This is a genomic window from Capnocytophaga sp. oral taxon 412 str. F0487, from assembly GCF_000271925.1.
Lineage (GTDB): Bacteria > Bacteroidota > Bacteroidia > Flavobacteriales > Flavobacteriaceae > Capnocytophaga > Capnocytophaga ochracea.
In genome coordinates this window covers 12,513-35,805 of sequence record NZ_AJZR01000060.1, presented here as the reverse complement: position 1 = coordinate 35,805, position 23,293 = coordinate 12,513, and the positions used below count along the sequence as shown (strand labels likewise).

The window sequence follows — 23,293 nt, the reverse complement described above, 5'->3', positions numbered from 1 at the left end:
ATTAAATCTGTTCCAATTTCTGTACCGCCAGGTGTATTTCTTTTTTTAAAGAAAATTTCGAGCCTTTGATTTAAGTTGTTACTAATTTTATGTCCAACAAGTCTAAACACTAGAACGAGTGATGTGAGGAGATAGTAGCACCATAAGTTCAATCAATGTTCTATTATAATTCGATTAACCTTTATTGTAGACCCACTGTAGACCCACTGTAGACCCACTGTAGAGCCACTGTAGACCCACTATAAAACCACTGTAGTTCCCTTTAAGGTTTATTAAAAGTTCGTCATACGTCTCACAGAGCAACTGCGCAAAATTATGAAATATAGGTCAGTTCGAGACTTTCAGGTAGCTTGTTACCTATTTGTTTGATTTGTAAGATTTCTGTAGCGTAAGCTACACTCTCCTCACATCGAAAGTACTTCTTTTTTAAGAAAATTTCTTGTCTTTGGTCTAAAAACCTCACATTTGTCAATTATCAATTCTCAATTATCAATTGAGCAATGTATTCTCCGTTTTTTTCTTCGATGTTGTATTGATGTTTTTTAGGATAAAGAAGTGTTAGGCGTTTCTTTAGATTTTCAATGCCAATACCTGAGTTATACAAACTTTCTTGTTTAGGAATTATAGTGTTCTCACTTCTAAATATTACTTTATTCTCTTCCACTCTCAAGCTAAACGACAATTCTGTTGCCTCAGTCGCCGATACGCCGTGCTTAAAAGCATTTTCCACCAAGCTGATAAACAGCAAAGGTGCTATGGTGAGTGGGGGTAGTTGCTTCGGGAAATCTACCCGTACAGTAGTTTTATCAGTGAGGCGCAATTGCATTAAGCTGATGTACTGTTGCAAAAAATCAACTTCCTCTGCAAGGCTAATTTGCTTTTGGTCACTGTTTTGCATAAAGTGACGCATCAGTTTGCTAAGGCTATGCACGCTCTCTTGTGCTTTTTTGGGGTCAAAGGCTATAAGCGAATAGATATTATTGAGTGCATTGAAAAAGAAATGCGGTTGGAGTTGGTATTTTAGTTGGGTGAGGTCGGCTTGTAGCTTCTGAGCTTGGGCTTCTTTCTGAGCAATTTCCAAAGAAAAGTTGCGTTGTGCATAACGTATTGCCATTGCAAAGATTACCGGCAAGAGGTTCGAGAGGAAATCAAAATATACGAAAGCGTGAAAAGGAGGCATTTTGTGTTTATTCTTGTGAAGGGCAAAGTACGAAAAAAGCTCATATTTGCTGTATGAAATACATAAAATGAGTGCCACTGCCACCCATATAAAAAGTATATATCGTTTTTTAAACCACAGTTTATCAATAAGCCAATAGAAACTGATGTAGAACAAAAACATCAAAAAAGGCAATGATATGAGCGAACGATAAAGTGCCTCCTCAAAGCGGTGATTGCCTTCGGAGATAAAGATAAGGGCAGGCAAAATACAAACCACTGCCCAAGCAGCTATGTGTGTTAAAAGTTTCATTCTTTATACTTTGATGTTTTTAAATAACTTTCTGTAAAACTCTTGATGATTTCAGAGGAATAGTCTCCTCCTTTGGCATAAGAGATACCCATAACTTCTAAAGCTATAGCTTGGCACTGCTCATCATTAATAGTAATGGCTTTACTATCTAATATTTCTCTAACAATAACCATACATTTTTGTAGGTCTTCTGTTGTAGCATAAGGAGGTAAAGTTATATTCATCAGCTTTTATTATTTCTAATTGCCTGTGTGGCTCGCACTATTCGTATCTGAGGGCGCTAATAGGTTCTAACTCGGCTGCTTTGCGGGCAGGATACCAACCGAAGAATACCCCTGTAATGGTACATACTAAGAAGGATATTACAATAGAATACAAGGTGATACTCACTGGCCAGCCTATGAACAGCGATACGCCTACGGTAGCTAATAAGCCAATAATTACCCCTAATACCCCCCCAGTGATGCTAATAAGCACCGACTCAATGAGAAACTGCGCCAAAATATCCTTCCCCTTAGCCCCAATAGCCATACGCAAGCCTATTTCCTTAGTGCGCTCTTTTACTGATACGTACATAATATTCATAATGCCTATTCCCCCCACGATGAGCGAAATGCTGGCAATAGCTACCAATAACACAGTAAGCATCTCACTGGTAGAGCTAAACGTACTGATGAGCTCCTGTTGCGAAAACACGTTGAAATCATTTTCTTGTGTAGCCGAAAGGTTATGCGTGCGCTCCAAAATCTTCTTTACTTGGTTTACTGCATTCTCCGACTGACTTTCATTGAGCACCGAAGCCACAATACTCTGCAAGAAAGTTTGCGCCAAAATACGCTTTTGTACCGTAGTATAAGGGGCGATAATCACATCGTCTTGGTCTTGACCAAAGTTGCTCTCACCTTTTTTGGTAAGTACGCCAATTACTTTAAAAGGGATATTCTTAAAGCGTATGGTTTGCCCAATAGGGTTCTCGCCATTAGTGAAGAGGTTCTTAGCCACCGTTTGCCCTATCACGGCTACTTTGGCAAAATTAGTAATCTCATCTTCACCAAACATACTCCCCTCAGCCACACTCCATTCGCGTATGGGCAAATATTCGGTATTCACTCCGTAGATAGAGGTAGGCCAGTTGTTGCCTCCTGCTATACTTTGTCCATTGCCACTTACTACCGGCGATACATATTTCAGTAGGGTACCTTCTTTTTTGAGGGCTTCGTAATCCGTCATTTTGAGTGATTGCATATCGCTCATACTCATACGCACTCCGCCCATCATACCCGCACCCGGACGGATATTGAGCATATTGGTGCCCATTTTAGAGATATTCTCTTTGATACTCTTTTTAGAACCCTCGCCAATGGCAAGCATTGTTATCACTGAGCCCACCCCAATGATGATACCCAACATTGTAAGCATCGCCCTTGTTTTGTTGAGCAAAAGGGCACGCCACGCTATTTTAAAAAGGTTTTGTATATTCATAATATTAATTAGTGAATTAGAAAATTAGCAGATTAGCAAATTCTGTAAGACTAGAATGGATCTCCTATGATACGGGTTTTGTACTCGCCTTTTACTATTTGCCAGCACACTTCGTAAGCAAGATACCCATCACCATTGTGTGCAATGATATAAAGTACATCGTCTTCCTCATCGTAATACGCAAAATTGTTAGTGTCCCAAATGCCAATCTCATACAAATCATCATAAGCACTTTTAGGGATAGGTACGTTTTTGCCGTTGATAGTTACAGTAATACTCTTGTAATGGTCTTTAGGTAGGAACTCATCATTATCTAGTCCTTGTACCCGTTTCCCGTCAATGATATACTCACTATACTCTTTATGTTTTTTCTTGGTAATCTTGTGTTTAGTTTTATCAAATGGCTGTCTAGTAAGGGTTACGCTAATGCCTTTACCAGCAATGGTGATACTATTACCTTGCTCTTTACCTTTGCCAATAGAAGGAAATTCTTCTACTTTTTTAAGACGACTTTTATGTATGTAACCATTCTTTTCATATACCCAATTAGAAGGATTAGGAATATCTTCATTATTTAAAAAATTGTATATGAGTGTATTATTAGGCAAAGTACCTACAATTTTGCTTTTTACGCTTTCTTTAGCACGAATGTTTACATAGCCGTCTTTGTCCTTCACCACGGCATAATCTCCAAAAGGACCTTGCGCAAAGGCATTGGTCGTAAGGAGAAAGAGTAAAATAAGTAACTGTTTCATATTAAAAATAGTTTTATTTTATTGAAGATGGTCACTAAAAAACACCTCCAACTTATCAAACGGAATTACTCCAGCCTGATTGTCATAAAAATCGGTATGGCGTGCATTAGGAACAATTAATAGTTCTTTTTTCTCACTTCCTATCAATTTATAGGCATCTTCGCTCATATATCGCGAATGGGCATTTTCTCCTGCAATCATAAGAGTTGGCACATCAATTTCATTAGCATACGACAGTAGCGGAAAATTCATAAATGAAAGTAACGTAGTGGCTGTCCAAACGTGATTAGAAACTGAACGCTCGTGGAAACCTCGTGGCGTTTTGTAAAACTCAATATAATCATTTAAGAATTCAGGCACTTTATCCGATGGGGCATCGGGCATAGGGTAGCCTGGTGTAGGGGTTCCTGTCTCGGCATCCTTCCAACGGATAGCATTGAGTGAACGCTTCATTTCCAAACGCATTTCGGGTGTATTGGCATCAAAATAACCTTTGCTAAAAACACGCGACATATCGTACATTACCATCGTTGCCACTGCCTTAATACGCGTATCAATAGCCGTAGCATTCAGTGCAAAGCCACCCCAACCACAAATACCTATAATTCCTATTTTTTCTCTATCAACAAAAGGTTGAATGCCTAAGCAATCTACCGCTGCCGAAAAATCCTCGGTATTGATGTCGGGCGATGCTACATTACGAGGTTCTCCACCGCTCTCTCCGGTATAGGAGGGGTCAAAAGCTAAGGTTACAAAGCCTCTTTCAGCCATTGTTTGGGCGTAAAATCCTGAAGCTTGTTCTTTTACAGATCCAAATCCACCGCAAACAGCAAGGGCAGCAAGTTTTTTATCTTCGCTGTTTTTCGGGAAATACAAATCACCAATAAGGGTGATACCATAGCGGTTTTTGAACGATACTTTTTTGTGTTCAACTTTATCGCTTTTGGGGAAAATCTTATCCCAAGAAGCAGCATTTACAGGGTTTTCAGTGTTTTTGTTCATATTGATAATATTTTTTTGGTTTATACAATCTATTCATTATGAATGAAGGTGCTCTTTGCTTTTGCGTATTCTTCTTAAATACAAGCCTATAGTCAAGTATATAAATGTTGGGATGATGCCAAAAAGAGGAGATACTAAAAGTGTTTTATCGGGTGAAATAACAGTAAATCCTTCTGAAATGAGAGGATTAAGAGCATCTTTCATTGAGTGCATCAAAACTACCAATAAGAGTGAGCGCGAGAGAAATAAAATTTCGGTGTACATTATTGTCCAAACAGCAATAACCACAAAACTCACCAAAACAAATAATTCTTTGCTATAAGGGAAAAAGGTTGTCTGGTAAGCATCGTCTAAGAATATGAGGTTGTATGGCAGGTGCCATATATGACAGACGAATGCCACCACTAAATAAATCACCCATTCGTTTTTGACGAGTTGTTCCATTTTTACGGTGAGATACCCCCGAAAAGCCGTCTCTTCTAAGATATTTTTGATAAAAGCGGGTAAGAAAGCAGCTGCAAAAACAGGGAGATAGGCGGCAACACTAAACTTACTCACATCTACCCAACCTAATAGCTTGCCAACAAACAGTGTTATACCAATAACCACCGGATAGACTGCAATAGCAAAGATATACCAGCGAGTGTTTTGCTTGAAACCAGGTTTTAAAGGGAAATCTTTCCAACCATCGCCACCGAAAAGGCGAAGCAAAATCATACACACAATAGGTGTAGCAATAAAAATCAACGACCCTAGTGACTCTAAATTAGAAGGCTCACCAAGTATCTGGTTTACCCCAACGCCTATCCATCCGCAAGAGATGGCTACCGAGCTAAATAAGATTACATTCCGAAGTGTTTTTTTATTGGTTTTCATATTAAGGCAGGTTTATTTTAATATTTCTAAAATTTTATCTTCGTCGTAAACAATCATACCAACTGCAACCAAAGAGGCGATACCGTGTGCCAACATCCAACCTTTAGCAATGTCATTCTTCAGCTCTTCATCAGGTAGGTTTTGGCATTCCTCGCTATTTTTCATTATTTCTACCACTCGCTCACTTTCGGGGAAAATATCAGTAAGTTTTACATTGGTAACATTATCCATATAAAAAGCCTTGAATAGGGCGGGTTCGGTGTGTGCCATTCGCACATACCCCAGTCCTAAATCCAAAAGAGTATTACCTGTTTTTGAGTAACTGAGCACTACACTTTGCAGGAAGGGCAGTGCTTTTTTGCAGATTTCAGCTTTAAGGTCATCCATATTTTTATAGCACCAATAGATGGGCTGAGTGGAGCAACCAATTTGCTTGGCAATATTTCGGGCTGAAAGCACTGCAAAGCCTTCTTTTCGCACCATTTCAAAAGCGGTTCCTATAATTACTTCTTGCGTTATTATTGTTGATTTCGGCATAAAACTTTGTTATAACATATGTAATATAACATCTGTTATTTTTGCAAAAGTAGTACATTTTTTTTAACCTGCAAATTTTTAATTAAAAAAGATTCAGTCTGCGTCATTCGTATTTCGTAATTGTGCTAATTCTTCCTTTGCATTCAGCCTATTGGTTACTTCCTTATCACTAATGATATGTCCGTCTTTGAGTACAACCGTGCGCTTGCTGAAAAGGGCGATATCGTTCTCGTGGGTTACAAAGCCTATGGTGCTACCTTGGTCGTTAAGGCGTTGGAAAAGCTCCATTACTTCGTAGGAAGTTTTAGTATCAAGGTTACCTGTAGCCTCATCGGCAAGAAGTATCACAGGGTGATTTACAAGGGAACGCGCAATGGCTACTCGCTGTTGTTGTCCACCCGATAGTTCACTGGGCAAGTGGTTCAATCGGCTTTCCAAACCTACGCTGATGAGAGCTTCAATAGCGCGCTCGCGACGTTCTTTAGCCGAGATTTTAGAGTTGTACATCAAAGGGAGCTCTACATTCTCGATAGCTGAGGTACGCGCCAAAAGATTGTACGACTGAAAGATAAAGCCTATCTTGGTGTTGCGTACCGTTGCGAGTTCGTTCTTGCTCATATCTTTCACCGAGATGCCGTCCAAAATGTAATCGCCTGACGACGGACGGTCTAAACAACCTAATATGTTCAATAAGGTTGATTTACCCGAGCCACTCGGTCCCATAATGGTTACGAACTCACCCTCGTGAATGGTGAGGTTAATGCCTTTGAGGGCGTGAACGATTTCGTTGCCCATCTTAAACTCGCGTTTCATATCGCGTATGTCGATGATTGCTTTTTTCATTTATTTGGCTTTTGAGTTATCACGACGAGGGCGTTTAGGCATAAACGGACTACTGCTATCGTCGTTATTTTTCTCACCTTCTGCTACTTGAGGGCGATTGCTTTGCAGGTTGGTAGCTACTTTTTCTCCAACACTGAGTCCGCTTACCACTTGCACGTTGATACCATCATTACTGCCTATGGTTATCGCTTTTTGGGCAAGACTACCATCGGTGTTTACCACCCATACGTATTTATTTTTACCCTTGCCGTGCTGTACTTTGGGCATTGGAGCGTTAATGCCTTTCTGAGCGTAGTATTGCATCAGTAGGTCGATGTCTGGGGTGAAATTCATCGCTTTCGCAGGCACTATGGTTACGCCTTTCAGCTCATTGGTATAGATAGCGATGGTAGCAGTAAGCCCTGGTTTGAGCTTCTCATCGGGATTTTCTGCCTCTACTATCACTGTATAGGTTACTACGTTAGATGAGGTAGTAGGTGATAGACGCACTTGGGTTACTTTCCCCGAAAACTCCTCTTGGGGATAAGCATCTACGGTAAAGCTCACACGTTGCCCTACTTTCACTTGTCCTATATCGGCTTCGTCTACATCGGCTTCCACCTGCATACGCTTGATGTCTTTGGCTATCTTGAAAAGTGTAGGCGCACTCATCGAGGCGGCTACCGTTTGCCCTTCTTCTACCTCTTTGCTGAGGATAATCCCATCGATAGGCGAATAGATATTGGCATACCCCAAATTGGTTTTTGCTTGATTGAGGGTCGTAAGGCGTTGTGCTACATTTGTTTTTGCGTTGTTGAACTGATACAATGCCTGCTCGTAGTCCGATTTGCTAATCACTTGGGCATTGTACATTTTCTGTTGTCGTTCGTAATTCTGACGGTAGTAATTCAGTTCGTTGAGTGCCGATTGGTAATTGGCAGTAGCATTTACAACCATTTCTTGTAGGTTCGTCTTGTCGAGTTCCGCCAGTAGCTGTCCTTTCTTCACTTGGCTGTTGTAATCTACGTAAATCTTGCTTACCAATCCCGATACTTGGGTACCTACTTCCACCTCGTCCACTGGCTGTACGCTACCAGTAGCAGTTACTTCGGTAGTAACGTCACCTTCGGTTACCTTATCGGTTTGCAGGACGATAAAAGTAGGTTTTTCCTTCATAAAGAAGTGATACACCCCAAAAGCCACTACGGCTAATAGTACGATAATGATGATTTTCTTAATGTGCTTTTTCATTGTATTTAGTCGTTAGTTATTAGATAATATTCTATAAGTTATTTTTTCAGAAAGATGACCATCGCTACATTCCCCCTCCTTGGGAGGGGGTTAGGGGGAGGATTCCCATATAAAACTTCAGCAACTGTACATACAGCGCCTGCATATACTTATTTTGCAAATAGGTTTGTTCCGCGTTGAGGTAAGCGTTTTCGCTTACCAGAAGCTCGGTATTGGTAAGCCCACCGAATTCGTGCTTTTTTACTGCCAAATCATATGCTAATTTAGCATTGTCACGAGCCGTGCGCGAGGCTACTTGTTGCGCTTGGTGAGTGGTAGCATTCTGCCAAGCGGTTTCTATTTTGGTATAGAGGTCTTTTTCCGCTTGTTGTTCGTCGAGCACCGCTTGCTGTTGGGTAACCTTAGCCAGTTTCACATTGTTCTTATTTCTGAACTGCGAAAAGATAGGAATATTGAGCGATGCTCCTATGGTCTGACCGAAATTGCTATCCAACTGGGTGCGATAGCTCAAATCGTTGAGGTTTGAATATCCTGTATTTACTCCTGCTTGTAGCGATAGAGTAGGGGCATAGCCCGCTCTGGCTATCTTGATATCTTTTTCAGCTATCTTTTGTTGTGATTGATAGATTTTTAGATTGGGAAGTTTTTGTTTGGCTTCCGCAAATACCACATCTTTATTAGGGATAATCGCCGTTTCATCATCTGCGGGAAGATCGAGCGCAATGGCGAAATCACTATTAGGAGGAAGCTCCAACAGTTGTTTGAGGGTCAGTACCCTACTTTCGTATTCATTTTCTGCTTTGATAATAGCATACTCGTTGTTGGCGTGACGCGTTTCTATCTCAGCTAAACTCAGTTTAGCAATAGACCCATTGGCAAACTTGCCCTGTGCTTGTTTTAATTCCTCACCCGAAGAGCGTGCCGTATTCTTAGCTACCTCTATGCCCTCATAGCTGTAAAGGGCTTGCAGATAGGCTTCAAGCACACTCAAAGTGATGTTATTTTTCGCCTCTTGCACGTACAGTTCATTCTGTTCGAGCAATAACTTACTGCGGTCTACTTGTAGGTTCAGTTTATTGCCCTGATAGAGTGGCATAGATGCCGATACCCCAAAGTTGTTGGAGAACGTACGGCGCGACACCCGCTCGTTAGAAATCTGATTGATTGCCGAACCGTAATTCTGGTTTGCCGAAGCCGAGCCACTTACCGTAGGCAAGCGGTTGCTCTTCGCCTGACTGTAATTGATTTCAGCCGTCTGCTGGTTCAGTTCCGTCTTCTTTACAGAAATATTGTTCTGTACCGCATAGTTGATACAGTCAGCCAGCGACCATTGTTTTGCTTGAGCCCCTGCTAACAAAGGACAGAGACACAAAAAAGATATGTACAAAGTTCTTTTCATTGTTTTTAGTTTTTAAGCAACTTTTTGTCATTTAGTTGCGACAAAGGTAGTGCAATATAGCCGGAGTCCGCAAAAATAATCGACGAAAAGCCTTATTTTATCGACGAAAAGGCAATATTTAGCAGTTAATTTTTAGTTATAAGGTGTTAATTTTAGTCGTCAGAAACGTCCAATCGCTCTGCCTTATTCACTTTGTCCGCTCACTCCATCCAGTCTACCCTGTCTATCCCGTCCTTCTTCTCCGCCCCGTCTGCCTCGTCCAATAACTGCCCGTACATCTCCTCCCTCCAATAACTCTCACAAGTTATCTTCCTTATATCTTTATGCATTGTTCATTTAAAAATCTGCCATTTGTCATTTATCACTCTTCATTCGTCCCCTGTCATTCCTCATTTCTTCGCCTTTCCGTCACCACATTCCCCCTTTAAAGGTAGCCAGCGACAGCTGGGTATGTGCCCCGCGAGAATGGAGCTTCTGAATAGAAAGAAGTTTTCATCATTTTTTCCGTCGCTACATTCCCCCTCTCCTTGGGAGAGGGCAGGGGAGAGGATTCTTTTTCTTTCGACTCGAAACCTCGTTTTTAACATTTTTAGTCCTATTGTATCATATTATGAATCAACTATTTATATACCCTTTCTATACCAATCGTCCAAGATTCGTATAAGCTTCCTATAAGCTCTCTATAAGCTACTCCCACCCTCCTCATAGCATTTTTTCATCAAAATTCCTCTCAGCCCTCTTCCGTTCTTCTCCGTTTCCTTCCGATAGCTCAGAAGTGTTCCTTTTAGAGGTATACACTTTGCCAAAGTTTTTGCCTGTGCGGCTCGCACCTTTGGCAAAGTTAATCCTTTTCGCTGGCGCGTTTCTTGTAGCCTCCATCTCATTTGCTAATTTCCAAATTTTCTCATTTCCAAATTTGCTAATTCCCCCTGCCAGTGCGGCTCGCACCTCATTTCCAAATTTCCAAATTTGTCCATTTGCTAATTATTCTATACTTTTGTGCGATAAATAAACGCAGATGTTAAACAGAATTTACCAATATATCAGAACTCATAAACTCGCTACCTTCTCATTCTTCACCGCTTGGGCGCTCATTGCCATTTATGGCTTGAGTCAGTTGCGGTTTGAAGAGGATATTACCAAAGTACTCCCTCAAAACGACAAAACGAACCTCACTTCCAAGGTGCTTAAGCAACTCAACTTCGCCGATAAAATCTCGGTAATAGTAACGGCTGAGCAAGGCGGAACACTCACCGATATGCAGGCAGTTGCCGAAACTTTACACGATACACTCAATGCTTCTATGACGAAGTATATCACCAGTATTCAGGGGATTATAAACGAAGAAGAAATCGATGAGACTTGGCAGTTTGTAAACGATCACTTACCTCTTTTTCTAAACGATGAAGATTACGCTTATTTAGAACGCCGTTTAGCCCCCGATAGTCTCAAATCAATGGTGGAGAGTCAGTACAAAACGATACTCACACCTGCGGGTATGGTGGCACAACAGTTTATCCGTAAAGACCCCTTTGGTCTCACTTTTCGCGGTTTACGCAAACTCCAAGAACTCAATACCGGCAATGATTTTAAGATTGCCAATGGTTTCCTCACTACTAACGACGAGCAACATATCCTCTTCTTTATCAACCCTAAGTACGATGGCAACGACAGCGAGCACAATGCTGCTTTTGTTGCAGACTTAGATGAGTTGCAAGACCATCTCAATACCCAGTATAAAGGAAAAGCGCGCGTAGATTTCTTTGGAGCTCCTTTTATTTCGGTGAGCAACGCTTCTCAAATCAAAACCGATATTCTCACCACGGTACTCATTTCTCTATCATTGCTTTATTTGCTGTTAGTCTTCTTCTACCGCAGTGTGTATATCCCATTTATCGCCTTTATCCCTTCTGCTTTTGGGGTGCTCTCAGCTTTGGCAACACTTTATGTACTCAAAGGCAGTATTTCGGCAATTTCTATCAGTTTAGGAGCGGTACTCTTAGGAGTTACAATTGATTATTCGCTACATATCCTCACTCATTACAAGGTAGCTAAAAACACCGCCGAGTTGTACCGTGCTGTAACTGTGCCTATATTGCTCAGTAGTATCACTACCGCTATTTCATTCCTCTGCTTGCTCTTTGTGCATTCGGAGGTGATGCAAGATTTAGGAATATTTGCTTTTGTGGGTATAATGGTATCAGCCATATTGTCGTTGGTGCTCGTGCCTCATTTCTACCGTGGCAATCGCACTATCGAGGTGCGCAAAACCTTTTTAGACCGCATAGGTGCTTATCCATTTCATCACAACAAGTGGGTAGTAGGGGCTTGCTTACTGCTGATAGCGGTGAGTTGTTTTACTTTTCATAATGTCCGTTTCAATGGCGATATTGCCAATATCAACTATATCAACGAACGTTATAAGGCAGCTGAACATCAATTAGAGAACATCACCGATAGTGAATACAAATCACTTTACGCTGCTGCTTATGGCAACTCGTTAGAGGAAGCCTTAGAACGCAATTATACACTATATCAGCAGTTGCAAAGTTATAAAGCACACGATAGTATCAAGCAATTCAGTTCTATCGGGGGGATTGTATTGCCTAAAAAAGAACAAGAAGCGCGTTTACAACGATGGAAAGATTTTTGGAATGCCGAAAGACAGCAATTTCTAAAACAACAACTGATAGGAAAAGGAAATGAGGTTGGTTTTAAAGAAGAAACTTACGCTCCTTTCTACCAAAGTATAGCAGGTGATTTTGAAGTTATAAAAGACCTTGATGCTTATAAAACTCTTTCAGCCATTCCGTTAGAAGATTTTATTACCGAAAAAGAGGGTTTTTATACTATTGCCAATCTCGTAAAACTCACTGTTGCTGAGCGTGACCCTTTTATTCATTCAGTAGAAAAACACACGCCTACCGTTGTTATCGACCGCAAGAACCTAAGTGAAACGTTCTTAGGCAAACTCAAAGATGATATATTGCTGTTAGTAAACTATTCGTCTATTGCTATTTTCCTCATACTGCTCTTGTTTTTTAGGCGTGTAGAATTGGTGTTACTCACTCTTATCCCTATTGGAGTTACAGGGGTAGTTACTTCCGCTTTAATGAACTTTTTTGGCATAGAGTTCAATGTATTTAGTATGATTGTCTGCACTTTAGTATTAGGGCATTCGGTAGATTTTAGTATTTTTATGACTTGTGCGCTACAAAAAGACTATACTGATGGTAAAAATGAACTTCCCGTATACAAAGTGTCAGTACTTTTGGCGTCTATTACTACCTTTTTGGCTATCGGTACGCTTATTTTTGCCAAACACCCCGCCTTAAAGTCAATTGCATCGGTATCAGTGATAGGTATTTTTACTGCTTTGGCAATGACTTTTGTGTTTTACCCTACTATATTTAAGTTTTTTATCTTCCGTCGTCCAGATAGAGGGCGTTCTCCGGTGAGTTTGCGTCTTTTAGTGCAATCCATACTGCTAATTACCTATTACGGATTATCGTCTATTATTCTCTCCAATATAGGTTGGCTACTTGCCAAAATTACTCCTAAACGTACTATGTGGCTCAAGCATTTAGCTACTTGGCTTACCTCTTCGGTACTCTATGCCAATCCTTTTGTGCGCAAAAAGGTAGAGAATCCACACCATATACAGCTTACAACTCCTTCAGTTGTGATTGCCAATCATACCTCGTGGCTTGATACTTTGGCAATAGGGCTTTTCACACATCGCGTTAGTTATATGGTAAACGATTGGGTGTATAATTCGGTAGTATTTGGGCGTTACATACAGTCAATGGGCTTTTTTCCTGTTTCTGAAGGTATAGAAAAAGGAATGCCCTTATTCGAGAAGAACTTAAAAAACGGTATTTCAGTAATGATTTTTCCAGAGGGCAAACGCTCCGATACCAACCAAATACACCGTTTTCACAAAGGTGCTTTCCTGATAGCCGAACATTTCCAAACGCCTCTTGTACCTGTGTATATTCACGGTTGTTCGGAAGTGCAACCTAAAGGTGATGTGATTATCTACGATGGTGCTATTACGGTAGTAGTAGGCGAACCCATAGCTCCTAACGATGAGCGTTTTGGCAACACTCCACGCGAACGAGCCAAACAGATAGGTGCTTTCTACCGCCAGCAATTCCTCGCCTTGCGCAAACAATTGGAAGGAGTGGATTACCTAAAGAAGAAACTGTTTTTAAACTATTTATACAAGGAAAATTACGTAGTGCGCGCTGTGAAAGAAGATTATAGGCAGCATCGCGAACACTATCACGAGCTCGTGCATTCACTGCCCGAAAAAGCCCGTATTTTGCATATTGCTGATGATTATGGTCAGTTAGATTTCTTATTATTGCTCACTTATCCTGAGCGTGAAATAGTATCCGTTATCACCGATGACGAGAAGCGCGCCATTGCACAGCATAGTTACCTCACCAAAATTCGCAAAATACAATACGTAAAAGAGCGTCCAGAGGGAGATTTTGAAATAGTAGTTGAAGGGAGAGAAGTCGTAATAGGATAAGGAAGTAGTGCCTAATTAGGCTGAAAGAAAGGGCTTATTTGAACCTAAGACGAAGGTAAAGCGAAGCTAAGATGAAGGAGAAGGAGTTGGCGAAGTTAATTGGTAAATTTTAAGCGATATTCTTTTGATAAAATTATGGTTAGTAGTCTTTTTCAAGTGTGAAACCTTAAAATTATACTAAAATAAGGAAATAAAGTAAAATTCATACTATAAATATTTGCACTTGCTATAAAAAATGAAGACTTTTGCCGACAGAATAATTTAAAAATACGTACATAACGATGGAAGAAAAAGAAATATTAGACAATGAGGAGATATTCTCAAAAGTTTTAAGAGCAGGCAGACGCACCTATTTTTTTGATGTGAGAGCAACGCGTGCTAATGATTATTATTTGACTATTACCGAAAGTAAGAAGTTTACTCACGATGATGGCTCATTTCACTACAAAAAGCACAAAATCTATCTGTATAAAGAGGATTTTGAAATGTTTAAAGATATTTTAAACGAAATGACTAACTATGTTTTTGATGAAAAAGGAGAGGAAGTAATTTCTGAACGTCATCAAAAAGACTTTAAAAAGAACTATTACAATGAACGCTTAGAAAGCGTAAGCAATAGTAATGGTGTTTACAAAGACCTTGATTTTGAAGATCTATAGCTAAAAAACTAATAAGGTAAAACTTCACTCATCTGTTTGTAATAGAGTGATGACGTAATAGGCTATTGGGTAAAGCTCATTTTATGGCGTGGGTGGTATTTCACCAAAGCTTCCCTCAAATATGACTTCTCTACGTGTACGTATATTTCTGTGGTAGTAATATTCTCGTGACCTAACATCATCTGTATGGCACGCAGATTCGCACCGTTCTCCAATAGGTGTGTCGCAAAAGAATGTCTGAAAGTATGTGGGCTAATGGTCTTCTGTAATCCTATGTTTTCAGCTACTTGTCTTACAATAGTAAATATCATTGCGCGAGTAAGTTGTTTCCCCCTTCTGTTTAGGAAGACGTAATCTTCGTGACCTTTTGCTATCTTTAATTGTTTGCGCTGGTTATTGATATAATTGTTAATTTGTTTCTGCGTATAGCTTTCAATAGGCACTAAGCGCTGTTTGCTACCTTTCCCCATTACTCTAATGAAATCTTCTTCGAAAAACAAGTCGGATAGACGGAGAGAGACCAATTCCGACACTCGCAACCCACAACCGTAAAGTGTTTCTATAATAGCTTTATTACGATGCCCCTCATCGGTGCTGAGGTCTATGGAGGCGAGCATAGCATCTATTTCTTTTAAGGAAAGTGTATCGGGGAGTTTTACGCCTATTTTAGGGCTGTCGATAAGGCTCATAGGGAAGTCTTCACGTCCTTTCTCAGAAATCATAAACTTAAAAAAACTCTTTAAAGCCGATATGAGTCGGGCTTGTGAACGTGCGTTGAGTTCTTTGGAGACTTCGTATACGAACTGGCGCAAGGTATCTACTTGAATAGTATCGGGGGGTTCAGTGATATTGTATTTTTCCAAATACCCTATGAGTTTCTCAATATCTAAGCCATAAGACACAACAGTATTCTGCGATAAACCACGTTGTAATCGCAAATAATTCTGATAATCGGTATTTACTTTACGCCACACGTTTTTAGGTAAAAGATAAGAGATAAAAGGTAAAACCAGCGATAGCTGGAAATGTGAGTAAAAGGTGTGTTATTTATCAATTGATAATTTTTCGCTGTCGTTATAATGCTTTTTATCGATGATAGTACCCTTGGAAAGCACTATAAGTCCAGGATTAGAACGTATCATTGTTTTGAGGGTAGTAGCATCGTTATAATAAAAGTTGAAATTGAGCTCGTATTTCTTTACAATATAAGGAGCTTTCTCCATTTGCGAGGTAAGACCTATCACGGTATATCCGTTTTTAAGAGCTTTATCGGTTACTGTTTTGATTGCCTTAAAAGCCTCTTGGTTAGCAAGGTCGAGGCGATAAGAAACTACCATCAAGAGCTTTTCTTCTGCCATAAATTGTGGCAAATAGTCTGTTTCTCTATCTTTATCTTGAATATAGAAATCGTGTATAGGAGGCAATTCGGTAGTAGAGGTAGAGCTTACATATTCACCATCTACTTTTGGGAAACTTGCATCTTTAGTTACAATCACTTTTTCTTTGCCGTTTACTTTGAAAGTCCAATAATAAGTAACGGCATTGGGCGGTAATTCCATACCTTTGGGGATATTTGTTCCTATCTTATATGGGCGAAAATCTTTTATGGGTAAGTGATTGTACACGTAATATACAAAGCTTATGCAGAAAAGCACAGAGAGTACTGTAATTAATAAAGGTAAATTGCCTTTGGTAATGGGTTGTACATATTTTTGCCCCCAAAAGACGATGAGAGCTAAAACTAATAGTACCATATCTTTGGTAAACGATTGCCAAGGTGTAAATTTGATAGCATCACCAAAACAACCACAATCAGTTACTTTGTGAAAATAAGCCGAATAGAAGGTAAGGAAGCCGAAGAATACTAACATAGCCAGCAAAAGCCACAAAGTAAGCTTCTTTTTATAGCCTACCAATAAGGTTACCCCCAAAACTACTTCGAAAATACATACCAAAATGGCAAAAGTTAAAGTGTATGGTACAAAAAAAGGCATATTGAGCACATCGGGAGCAAAATAGTCCTCCAATTTAAATGAAAAGCCCATAGGGTCATTGAGTTTTATCATTCCACTGATGATAAAAGTAACGCCTAATAATATGCGACAAAGCTGGATAAGATATTTCATATAAGTTGTTATTTAGTTGTTATGTTGATTGTTTAAATGTATGAGAGCAAACACTGCATAGTTTATCATATCTTGATAATTAGCATCAATGCCTTCACTAACTAATGTTTTTCCTTTATTATCTTCAATTTGTTTTACACGCAAGAGCTTTTGCAGGATAAGGTCGGTAAGAGAGCTCACCCGCATTTCGCGCCACACCTCTCCATAATCGTGGTTTTTAGCTTCCATAAGGGAGCGTGCTTCGGCAACTTTGGCGTCGTATAGTGCCGTTGCCTCTTCGAGACTAAGGTCGGGCTGGGTAGCTACTCCTTTATCTATTTGAATAAGAGCCATTAGGGCATAGTTGATGATGCCTATAAACTCGGCTGTCTCGTCTTCATCGATTTTGTGCTCGGTATTCTCTTGTAGCCCTCGAATGCGTTGTGCTTTGATGAGAATCTGGTCAGTAAGAGAAGGGAGGCGCAAGATACGCCAGGCACAGCCATAGTCTTTCATCTTGTTGATAAAGAGCGTACGGCATTGTTCAATAACGGTGTTATATTGTTTAAGAGTGTTCATTTTAATTAGGTGACAGGTAATGAAAGTGCAAAGGTACGAAGTAATTAGCAAATGGACAAATTTGGAAATTTGGAAATGAGAAAATGAGAAAATTAGCAAATGAGAGAATTAGGAAATGAGATGGAGGCTACAAGGAATGACAGCGAAAAGATTGTCAGTTTATTCAACTTTGCCAAAGGAGCGAGCCGCACAGGCAAAAACTTTGGCAAAGTGTGTACCTCTAAAAGGAACACTTCTGAGCTATCGGAAGGAAACGGAGGAATTCGGAAGAGAGCTGAGAGGAATTTTGATGAAAAAATGCTATGAGGAGGGTGGGGGTAGCTTATAGAGAGCTTATAGGAAGCTTATACGAATCTTGGACGATTGGTATAGAAAGGGTATGTAAAAAGTTGATTCATAGTATAATACAACAAGGCTAAAAATGTTAAAAACGGGGTTTCGAGGCGAAAGAAAGGGAATCCTCACCCCGTCCCTCTCCCAAGGAGAGGGAGAATGTGGTGACGGAAAAGGGGAAGTGTAGCGAGGGGAAAGAGGGAATGTGGTGACGGAAAGGTGAAGAAAGACAGAGTGATGAATGAAGAGATAATGAGCGATGGGTGAAGGTAAGGCAGTGAAAAATGCTGTGAATTTTGAGATTTGATTTTAGTGATTGGGGATTTTTTGCGAAGGGTTGTACTGATTTTACCTAATAATTAGGCATTATTTATTGCTAATTACTTATAGTTTTGTACTTTTGCGCCCGAAATAACGAATATCATATGCTGAACGTTCACAACCTATCTGTTTCTTTTCAGGGCGAGTACCTCTTTGAGGACGTTGCTTTTATGCTCAATGCGGGCGACCGTGTGGGGCTTATTGGCAAGAACGGAGCGGGGAAATCGACGATGCTTAAATTGCTTTCACGCGAACTTAAACCCGATACTGGAGGCATTGCTACCGATAAAGATGTACGCATCGGATTTCTGAAACAGGATATTGATTTTGTGAAAGGACGTACCATTTTGGAAGAAGCCTATCAGGCATTTACTGAGATTAAGGCTTTGGAACGTCAGTTGGACGATATTCATCACCAGATAGAAACCCGCACTGATTACGAGAGCGAGGCGTACCACGATTTGCTTGATAAACTCAGCGACTATACGCATCGTTTCGACCTTATAGGGGGATACCAATACCAAGGTGAAACCGAGAAAGTGCTATTGGGGTTGGGCTTTCAGCGGAGTGATTTCGACAAGCTCACCGATAGTTTTTCGGGCGGGTGGCGTATGCGTATAGAATTGGCAAAACTGCTGTTGCAGAACAACGATATATTGCTATTGGACGAGCCTACGAACCACTTGGATATAGAGTCGATTATTTGGCTAGAACAGTTCCTCTCTACTTATAGCGGGGCGGTGGTAATTGTGTCGCACGACAGAATGTTTTTAGACAATGTGACCAATCGGACGATTGAGATTTCGGTAGGCAAAATATACGATTACCCGAAGCCTTACACTCAGTTTTTGGAACTGAGAAAAGAGATGCGCGAACTGCAACTCGCCTCACAAAAGAACCAAGAAAAGAAGATACAACACACTGAAAAACTCATCGAAAAATTCCGCGCCAAAGCTACCAAAGCCTCAATGGCACAGTCGCTTATCAAGAAGTTGGACAAAATAGAGCGCATAGAGGTAGACGAGGAAGACAATGCGGTGATGAACGTGCGTTTCCCTGTATCGGTAACGCCAGGGAAGGTGGTGCTGGAAATAGACGATGTATCGAAAAGTTATGGTGAAAAAGAGGTGCTCAGCCACGTGAGTTTGCTTATAGAACGAGGCAGCAAAGTAGCTTTTGTGGGACAAAACGGACAGGGGAAAACGACCCTCGCCAAGATGATAGTGGGCGAAATACCCTATGAAGGAACTATTAGGTTGGGGCACAATGTACAGTTGGCTTATTTTGCTCAGAACCAAGCCGATTACTTAGATGGAGAACTCACCGTGCTTGATACGATGTTTAATGCAGCTAACGACAGCAATCGCACTAAAATACGCGACATACTTGGGGCTTTTCTCTTCCGTGGCGATGAGGTAGACAAGAAAGTGAAAGTGCTTTCGGGAGGGGAGCGCAACCGTTTGGCATTGGCAAAGATGCTCCTTTCGGACTTTAACGTAATGGTGATGGACGAGCCTACGAACCACTTGGATATTAAATCGAAGAATGTACTCAAACAAGCCTTACAGCAATTTGAAGGGACGCTCATTATTGTGTCGCACGACCGCGATTTCTTGCAAGGGCTTACCGATAAGGTATACGAGTTTAAGAACAAACATCTGAAAGAATATCTTGGGGACATCGATTTCTTCCTCGAACAACGTGCTGCCGTTAATTTTAGAGAGATAGAACAGCAGAGCAAAAGCACTCCTGTGCAGGTAGAAAAAGAACCGCAGAAAGAAGAAAAACTCTCGTTTGAGGAACAGAAACAGCAGAAAGCCATTCAGAATAAGCTCAACAAGATAGAGAAGAACATTACCGCTCTTGAAGAAGCGCTTAAAGCGATGAATGAGCAGATGGGACAAGGCGTACAGAACGATGCTTTTTACAAGGAATACGAACAGAAAAAACAGCAGTTGGAGGATTTAATGACCGAGTGGGAATTATTAATGAGTTAAGTTATGCAACCTAAAAAAATCTTACTCTTTATTGTGGGGGTGCTGGTAGCCCTCTTTACAATGACCCTTTTCAGCAGTTATCACACCACCGCCAAAGGAATGGTGCGGGAGGGTATAGTGTTTGGTGACGCGATGTTGCGCTATCCGACCCCTGATATATTGGGAATGCTCTTTAAAGGGGAAGAGGAAAATAATAAAGTAGACGAACTTATTAAAGATACTAAAACCATTGTAGACGAAAAAACCGAAAATTTAGCAAAAAAGGATACTATTGTTAAGGACACGGTACAAACTTCGGAAACCAATATAGAAGGAAAAATATATTACCCGGGGAATCATACGGATTATATCAGAAGACTTAAAGAGAAACTGTGTCAGCCTACCTGCCAAATAGTGCATTATGGTGATTCACAAATAGAAGGAGACCGCATTACCGGCTATGTGCGCAACCGATTGCAATTGGCATATACTGGCGGAGGACCGGGTTTTATCCCTATAAAAGTAGTGTACAGCCAGAACAGTGTGGATATTATTGCTTCGCCTAACTGGACGCGCTACGCTTTCTTCGACCGCAAACAGCGCAAAACGGTAGCGCACGATAAGTATGGTTTGTTCTCTACCTTCTCACGTTTTACTAATTATGTGAGCAATACTGCTGATACCACTGCCTTACCCGTAGCAAAAGCCAGCTTTACGATTAAGCCTTCGGATAAATCGTATGCACGTTTAAGAAACTACACGCGCTTTGGGTTGCATTATGGCAATGCGATGGCAAAAGTGAAGATACGTGTATATCAGGACGGGAATATTTTAAGAATAGATACTCTTATCTCAGATGGTAAATACCATAATTATAAGCTCAATTTCGCATCTACTCCTAAGGAGCTAAAAGTGGAATTGGAAGGCAAGATAAGCCCCGATTTTTATGGGATTACTCTTGATGCGTCGTCAGGGGTACGAATGGATAATGTAGCGATGCGAGGGGAAGCAGGACGTATATTTACACGTATGAATTACGAGCATTTCAGACAGATGAGTGCTGACCGTAAACCCGATATATTTATCTTTCAGTACGGAGGAAATACAATCCCCTATATGAAAACAGACCAACAGCTTCAGGAGTATGTAAACGCGTTGATATTTAATATCAAATGGGTAAAACGAGCCAACCCCAATGCAATGTTTATGCTTTTAGGTCCTGGAGATATGACAACTTCGCGTAATGGACAACTCATCACCTATCCTTTTGTGCCAAAGATGAACAAACTGATGAAGGAAGAAGCTTTGAAGAATGGGATTGCTTATTTTAGTATCTTTGAAGCAATGGGAGGAGAAAACTCGATGACAGCGTGGGTAAAAAAAGGAATGGCTGTTTCGGATTACGTACACTTTACGCCACAAGGGACTAAACTAATTTCGGAAGTGTTTTACCAATGCCTACTTAACGACCTTGCCACAGTGCAATAATAGCTATGATAGATTTCTTTAAAAACTTCTTTACCTTTGAGTCGGCTCACCCACTTACTTTTGTACGGATAGACTTTTGGATATTCTTTGCTTTAGTATATGCGGTGTTTGTGCTCATCTATAAGCGTAAGCACGTGCGCAACTTGTTTTTGTTGCTTGCCAGCTTTTACTTCTATTACAAGGCAAGTGGGCTTTTTGTATTGTTATTGATATTCAGTACTGTTACTGACTTTTATTTGGGGCATTATATCTATAATCAACAAGAAGAGCGAAGACGCAAAATAGGGGTTACTATTAGCGTTTGTGTGAACTTATTGGTACTTAGTTATTTTAAGTATGCTTATTTCTTTACTGATACTTACAATGCGCTGTTTCACACTCATCACCAAACCTTTAACTATTTAGCCTATTGGGCAAATGGGTTTGACTATAACGGATACTTTTCAGTTGATAAAATTATATTGCCCGTAGGTATTTCTTTCTACACTTTTCAGACCATTAGCTATACAGTGGATATTTACCGCAGAAAGGTTGCACCACTGGAATCGATATTAGACTTTGGTTTTTATGTGAGTTTCTTCCCTCAGTTAGTAGCAGGTCCTATTGTACGTGCAGAAGAGTTTGTACCTCAAATTCTCAAAAAAACAGAGATTAGCAAAGAAGAGTTTAATAAGGCGATATTCCTTATTCTTAAAGGACTTATCAAGAAGATGATATTTGCTGATTTTATTGCGTTGCACTTTTTGGATAAGGTATTTGATGCTCCTGAAATGCACTCGGGCTTTTCTAACTTATTAGCTCTGATAGGTTACTCGCTCCAAATATACGGTGATTTTTCTGGCTATACCGATATAGCCATAGGGGTAGCGCTATTAATGGGCTTCCATTTGCCTGTAAACTTCAATTCACCTTATAAGGCTCTGAACTGTGGGGACTTTTGGAAACGCTGGCACATCTCGCTTTCTACTTGGTTGAAGGACTATTTGTACATTCCGTTAGGAGGTAACCGCAATAGCACCTTAGGAACTTTTGTGTTTTCCTTGCTTTTTGTAGTGATATTGGTAGTAGCGATTGACAATCTCGCCTTTACTTTTATCACAGGGGGATTGATGATAACAGGTGCGGTAGTAGCTTTTTATTACAAACCTTTTGAGCGTTATTTGACTACCAATATCAACATTATGCTCACGATGCTTATTGGAGGATTGTGGCACGGAGCTTCGTGGAAGTTTGTTATATGGGGTGGATTGAACGGTTTGGGTGTAGTAGCTTATAAGTATTGGCGCAAGGTGAGTCCGTACGAGCAAAGTAAGCTGTGGATTACTCGCGCTTGGAAAATAGCCTTTACCTTTGCTTTTATTACTTTTACACGCATATTCTTCCGAGGTAATGATATGGAGAGCATAAACTTATGGTTCGCACAAGTGGCGAACAATATGAGTTGGGATACTGCTACAGAAGTGATTAGGCATAACAATATTCCATTAGGCGTTATCTTGATTGGTTATATTACCCATTGGCTACCACAGCATTGGAAAGACTATGTGGAACACGTGTTTGCCGAGAGCCATTACGCTGTGAAAATAGCGATAGCCTTAGTAGTAGTGCTCATTTGCTATCAGGCTTATTCTACCGATATTCAGCCGTTTATTTACTTCCAATTTTAGTTAGGTAAAAGGTAGGGGTAAAAGATAAAAGGG

At 40.4% G+C, this 23,293-nt stretch carries 19 protein-coding genes; 6 read left to right on the top strand and 13 right to left on the bottom strand.

Annotated features, from left to right (window positions below):
- Nucleotides 1–475: 475 nt before the first annotated feature.
- The 10 genes from HMPREF1321_RS10260 to HMPREF1321_RS10215 all read right to left on the bottom strand — a co-directional run bounded on the left by HMPREF1321_RS10260 (nucleotide 476) and on the right by HMPREF1321_RS10215 (nucleotide 9,595).
- On the bottom strand, nucleotides 476–1,471 hold the full coding sequence (locus HMPREF1321_RS10260; protein WP_009422533.1) for a sensor histidine kinase: 996 nt from the start codon (nucleotides 1,469–1,471) through the stop codon (nucleotides 476–478).
- Nucleotides 1,468–1,695: a hypothetical protein gene (locus tag HMPREF1321_RS10255; protein ID WP_009410383.1), complete on the bottom strand. Its 228-nt coding sequence runs from the start codon at nucleotides 1,693–1,695 to the stop codon at nucleotides 1,468–1,470. The genes HMPREF1321_RS10260 and HMPREF1321_RS10255 overlap by 4 nt, the downstream gene beginning before the upstream one ends.
- Nucleotides 1,696–1,732: 37 nt before the next feature.
- Nucleotides 1,733–2,953, bottom strand: a complete 1,221-nt coding sequence (locus HMPREF1321_RS10250; protein ID WP_009422538.1) for an ABC transporter permease — start codon at nucleotides 2,951–2,953, stop codon at nucleotides 1,733–1,735.
- A gap of 50 nt (nucleotides 2,954–3,003) precedes the next feature.
- Nucleotides 3,004–3,708, bottom strand: a complete 705-nt coding sequence (locus tag HMPREF1321_RS10245; protein ID WP_009422541.1) for a hypothetical protein — start codon at nucleotides 3,706–3,708, stop codon at nucleotides 3,004–3,006.
- A gap of 18 nt (nucleotides 3,709–3,726) precedes the next feature.
- On the bottom strand, nucleotides 3,727–4,710 hold the full coding sequence (locus HMPREF1321_RS10240; protein ID WP_009422517.1) for an alpha/beta hydrolase: 984 nt from the start codon (nucleotides 4,708–4,710) through the stop codon (nucleotides 3,727–3,729).
- Nucleotides 4,711–4,746: 36 nt separating this feature from the next.
- Nucleotides 4,747–5,586, bottom strand: coding sequence for a type II CAAX prenyl endopeptidase Rce1 family protein (locus HMPREF1321_RS10235; RefSeq protein ID WP_009422509.1), 840 nt, complete (start codon nucleotides 5,584–5,586; stop codon nucleotides 4,747–4,749).
- Nucleotides 5,587–5,598: 12 nt separating this feature from the next.
- Nucleotides 5,599–6,123 carry a TetR/AcrR family transcriptional regulator gene (locus HMPREF1321_RS10230; RefSeq protein ID WP_009422540.1) on the bottom strand — a complete coding sequence of 175 codons (525 nt, stop codon included), beginning with the start codon at nucleotides 6,121–6,123 and terminating at the stop codon, nucleotides 5,599–5,601.
- A 93-nt stretch (nucleotides 6,124–6,216) separates the two neighbouring features.
- On the bottom strand, nucleotides 6,217–6,966 hold the full coding sequence (locus HMPREF1321_RS10225; protein ID WP_009422535.1) for an ABC transporter ATP-binding protein: 750 nt from the start codon (nucleotides 6,964–6,966) through the stop codon (nucleotides 6,217–6,219).
- A complete protein-coding gene (locus tag HMPREF1321_RS10220) occupies nucleotides 6,967–8,196 on the bottom strand; it encodes an efflux RND transporter periplasmic adaptor subunit (RefSeq protein ID WP_009422523.1) in 1,230 nt (409 codons plus the stop codon).
- A gap of 64 nt (nucleotides 8,197–8,260) precedes the next feature.
- Nucleotides 8,261–9,595, bottom strand: coding sequence for a TolC family protein (locus tag HMPREF1321_RS10215; protein WP_009422528.1), 1,335 nt, complete (start codon nucleotides 9,593–9,595; stop codon nucleotides 8,261–8,263).
- A gap of 1,018 nt (nucleotides 9,596–10,613) precedes the next feature.
- Here HMPREF1321_RS10215 and HMPREF1321_RS10205 point away from each other — a divergent pair.
- The gene (locus HMPREF1321_RS10205; protein ID WP_009422500.1) at nucleotides 10,614–14,132 is read left to right on the top strand and encodes an efflux RND transporter permease subunit; all 3,519 of its coding nucleotides are present in this window, start codon (nucleotides 10,614–10,616) and stop codon (nucleotides 14,130–14,132) included.
- 281 nt (nucleotides 14,133–14,413) lie between these two features.
- Entirely contained in the window at nucleotides 14,414–14,791 is a 378-nt protein-coding gene (locus HMPREF1321_RS10200; protein WP_009422515.1) for a PUR family DNA/RNA-binding protein, read from the top strand.
- Nucleotides 14,792–14,853: 62 nt separating this feature from the next.
- On the opposite strand, the gene xerD is transcribed toward HMPREF1321_RS10200, so the two are convergent.
- The 3 genes from xerD to HMPREF1321_RS10185 all read right to left on the bottom strand — a co-directional run bounded on the left by xerD (nucleotide 14,854) and on the right by HMPREF1321_RS10185 (nucleotide 17,475).
- Entirely contained in the window at nucleotides 14,854–15,765 is a 912-nt protein-coding gene (xerD, locus tag HMPREF1321_RS10195; RefSeq protein WP_002673589.1) for a site-specific tyrosine recombinase XerD, read from the bottom strand.
- 69 nt (nucleotides 15,766–15,834) lie between these two features.
- Nucleotides 15,835–16,917, bottom strand: a complete 1,083-nt coding sequence (locus HMPREF1321_RS10190) for a BT_3928 family protein (RefSeq protein ID WP_009422520.1) — start codon at nucleotides 16,915–16,917, stop codon at nucleotides 15,835–15,837.
- A gap of 12 nt (nucleotides 16,918–16,929) precedes the next feature.
- On the bottom strand, nucleotides 16,930–17,475 hold the full coding sequence (locus HMPREF1321_RS10185; protein ID WP_009419216.1) for a DUF1599 domain-containing protein: 546 nt from the start codon (nucleotides 17,473–17,475) through the stop codon (nucleotides 16,930–16,932).
- A 99-nt stretch (nucleotides 17,476–17,574) separates the two neighbouring features.
- On the opposite strand from HMPREF1321_RS10185, the gene HMPREF1321_RS10180 reads away from it, so the two are divergent.
- From HMPREF1321_RS10180 to HMPREF1321_RS10165, 4 genes are all read left to right on the top strand, one after another.
- Nucleotides 17,575–17,781, top strand: a complete 207-nt coding sequence (locus tag HMPREF1321_RS10180) for a hypothetical protein (protein WP_009422514.1) — start codon at nucleotides 17,575–17,577, stop codon at nucleotides 17,779–17,781.
- A 452-nt stretch (nucleotides 17,782–18,233) separates the two neighbouring features.
- Nucleotides 18,234–20,126: an ABC-F family ATP-binding cassette domain-containing protein gene (locus HMPREF1321_RS10175; RefSeq protein ID WP_009422525.1), complete on the top strand. Its 1,893-nt coding sequence runs from the start codon at nucleotides 18,234–18,236 to the stop codon at nucleotides 20,124–20,126.
- Between the two features lie 3 nt (nucleotides 20,127–20,129).
- Nucleotides 20,130–21,593: a lipase gene (locus HMPREF1321_RS10170; protein WP_009422526.1), complete on the top strand. Its 1,464-nt coding sequence runs from the start codon at nucleotides 20,130–20,132 to the stop codon at nucleotides 21,591–21,593.
- A gap of 5 nt (nucleotides 21,594–21,598) precedes the next feature.
- Entirely contained in the window at nucleotides 21,599–23,260 is a 1,662-nt protein-coding gene (locus HMPREF1321_RS10165; protein WP_009422518.1) for an MBOAT family O-acyltransferase, read from the top strand.
- Nucleotides 23,261–23,293: the final 33 nt, after the last annotated feature.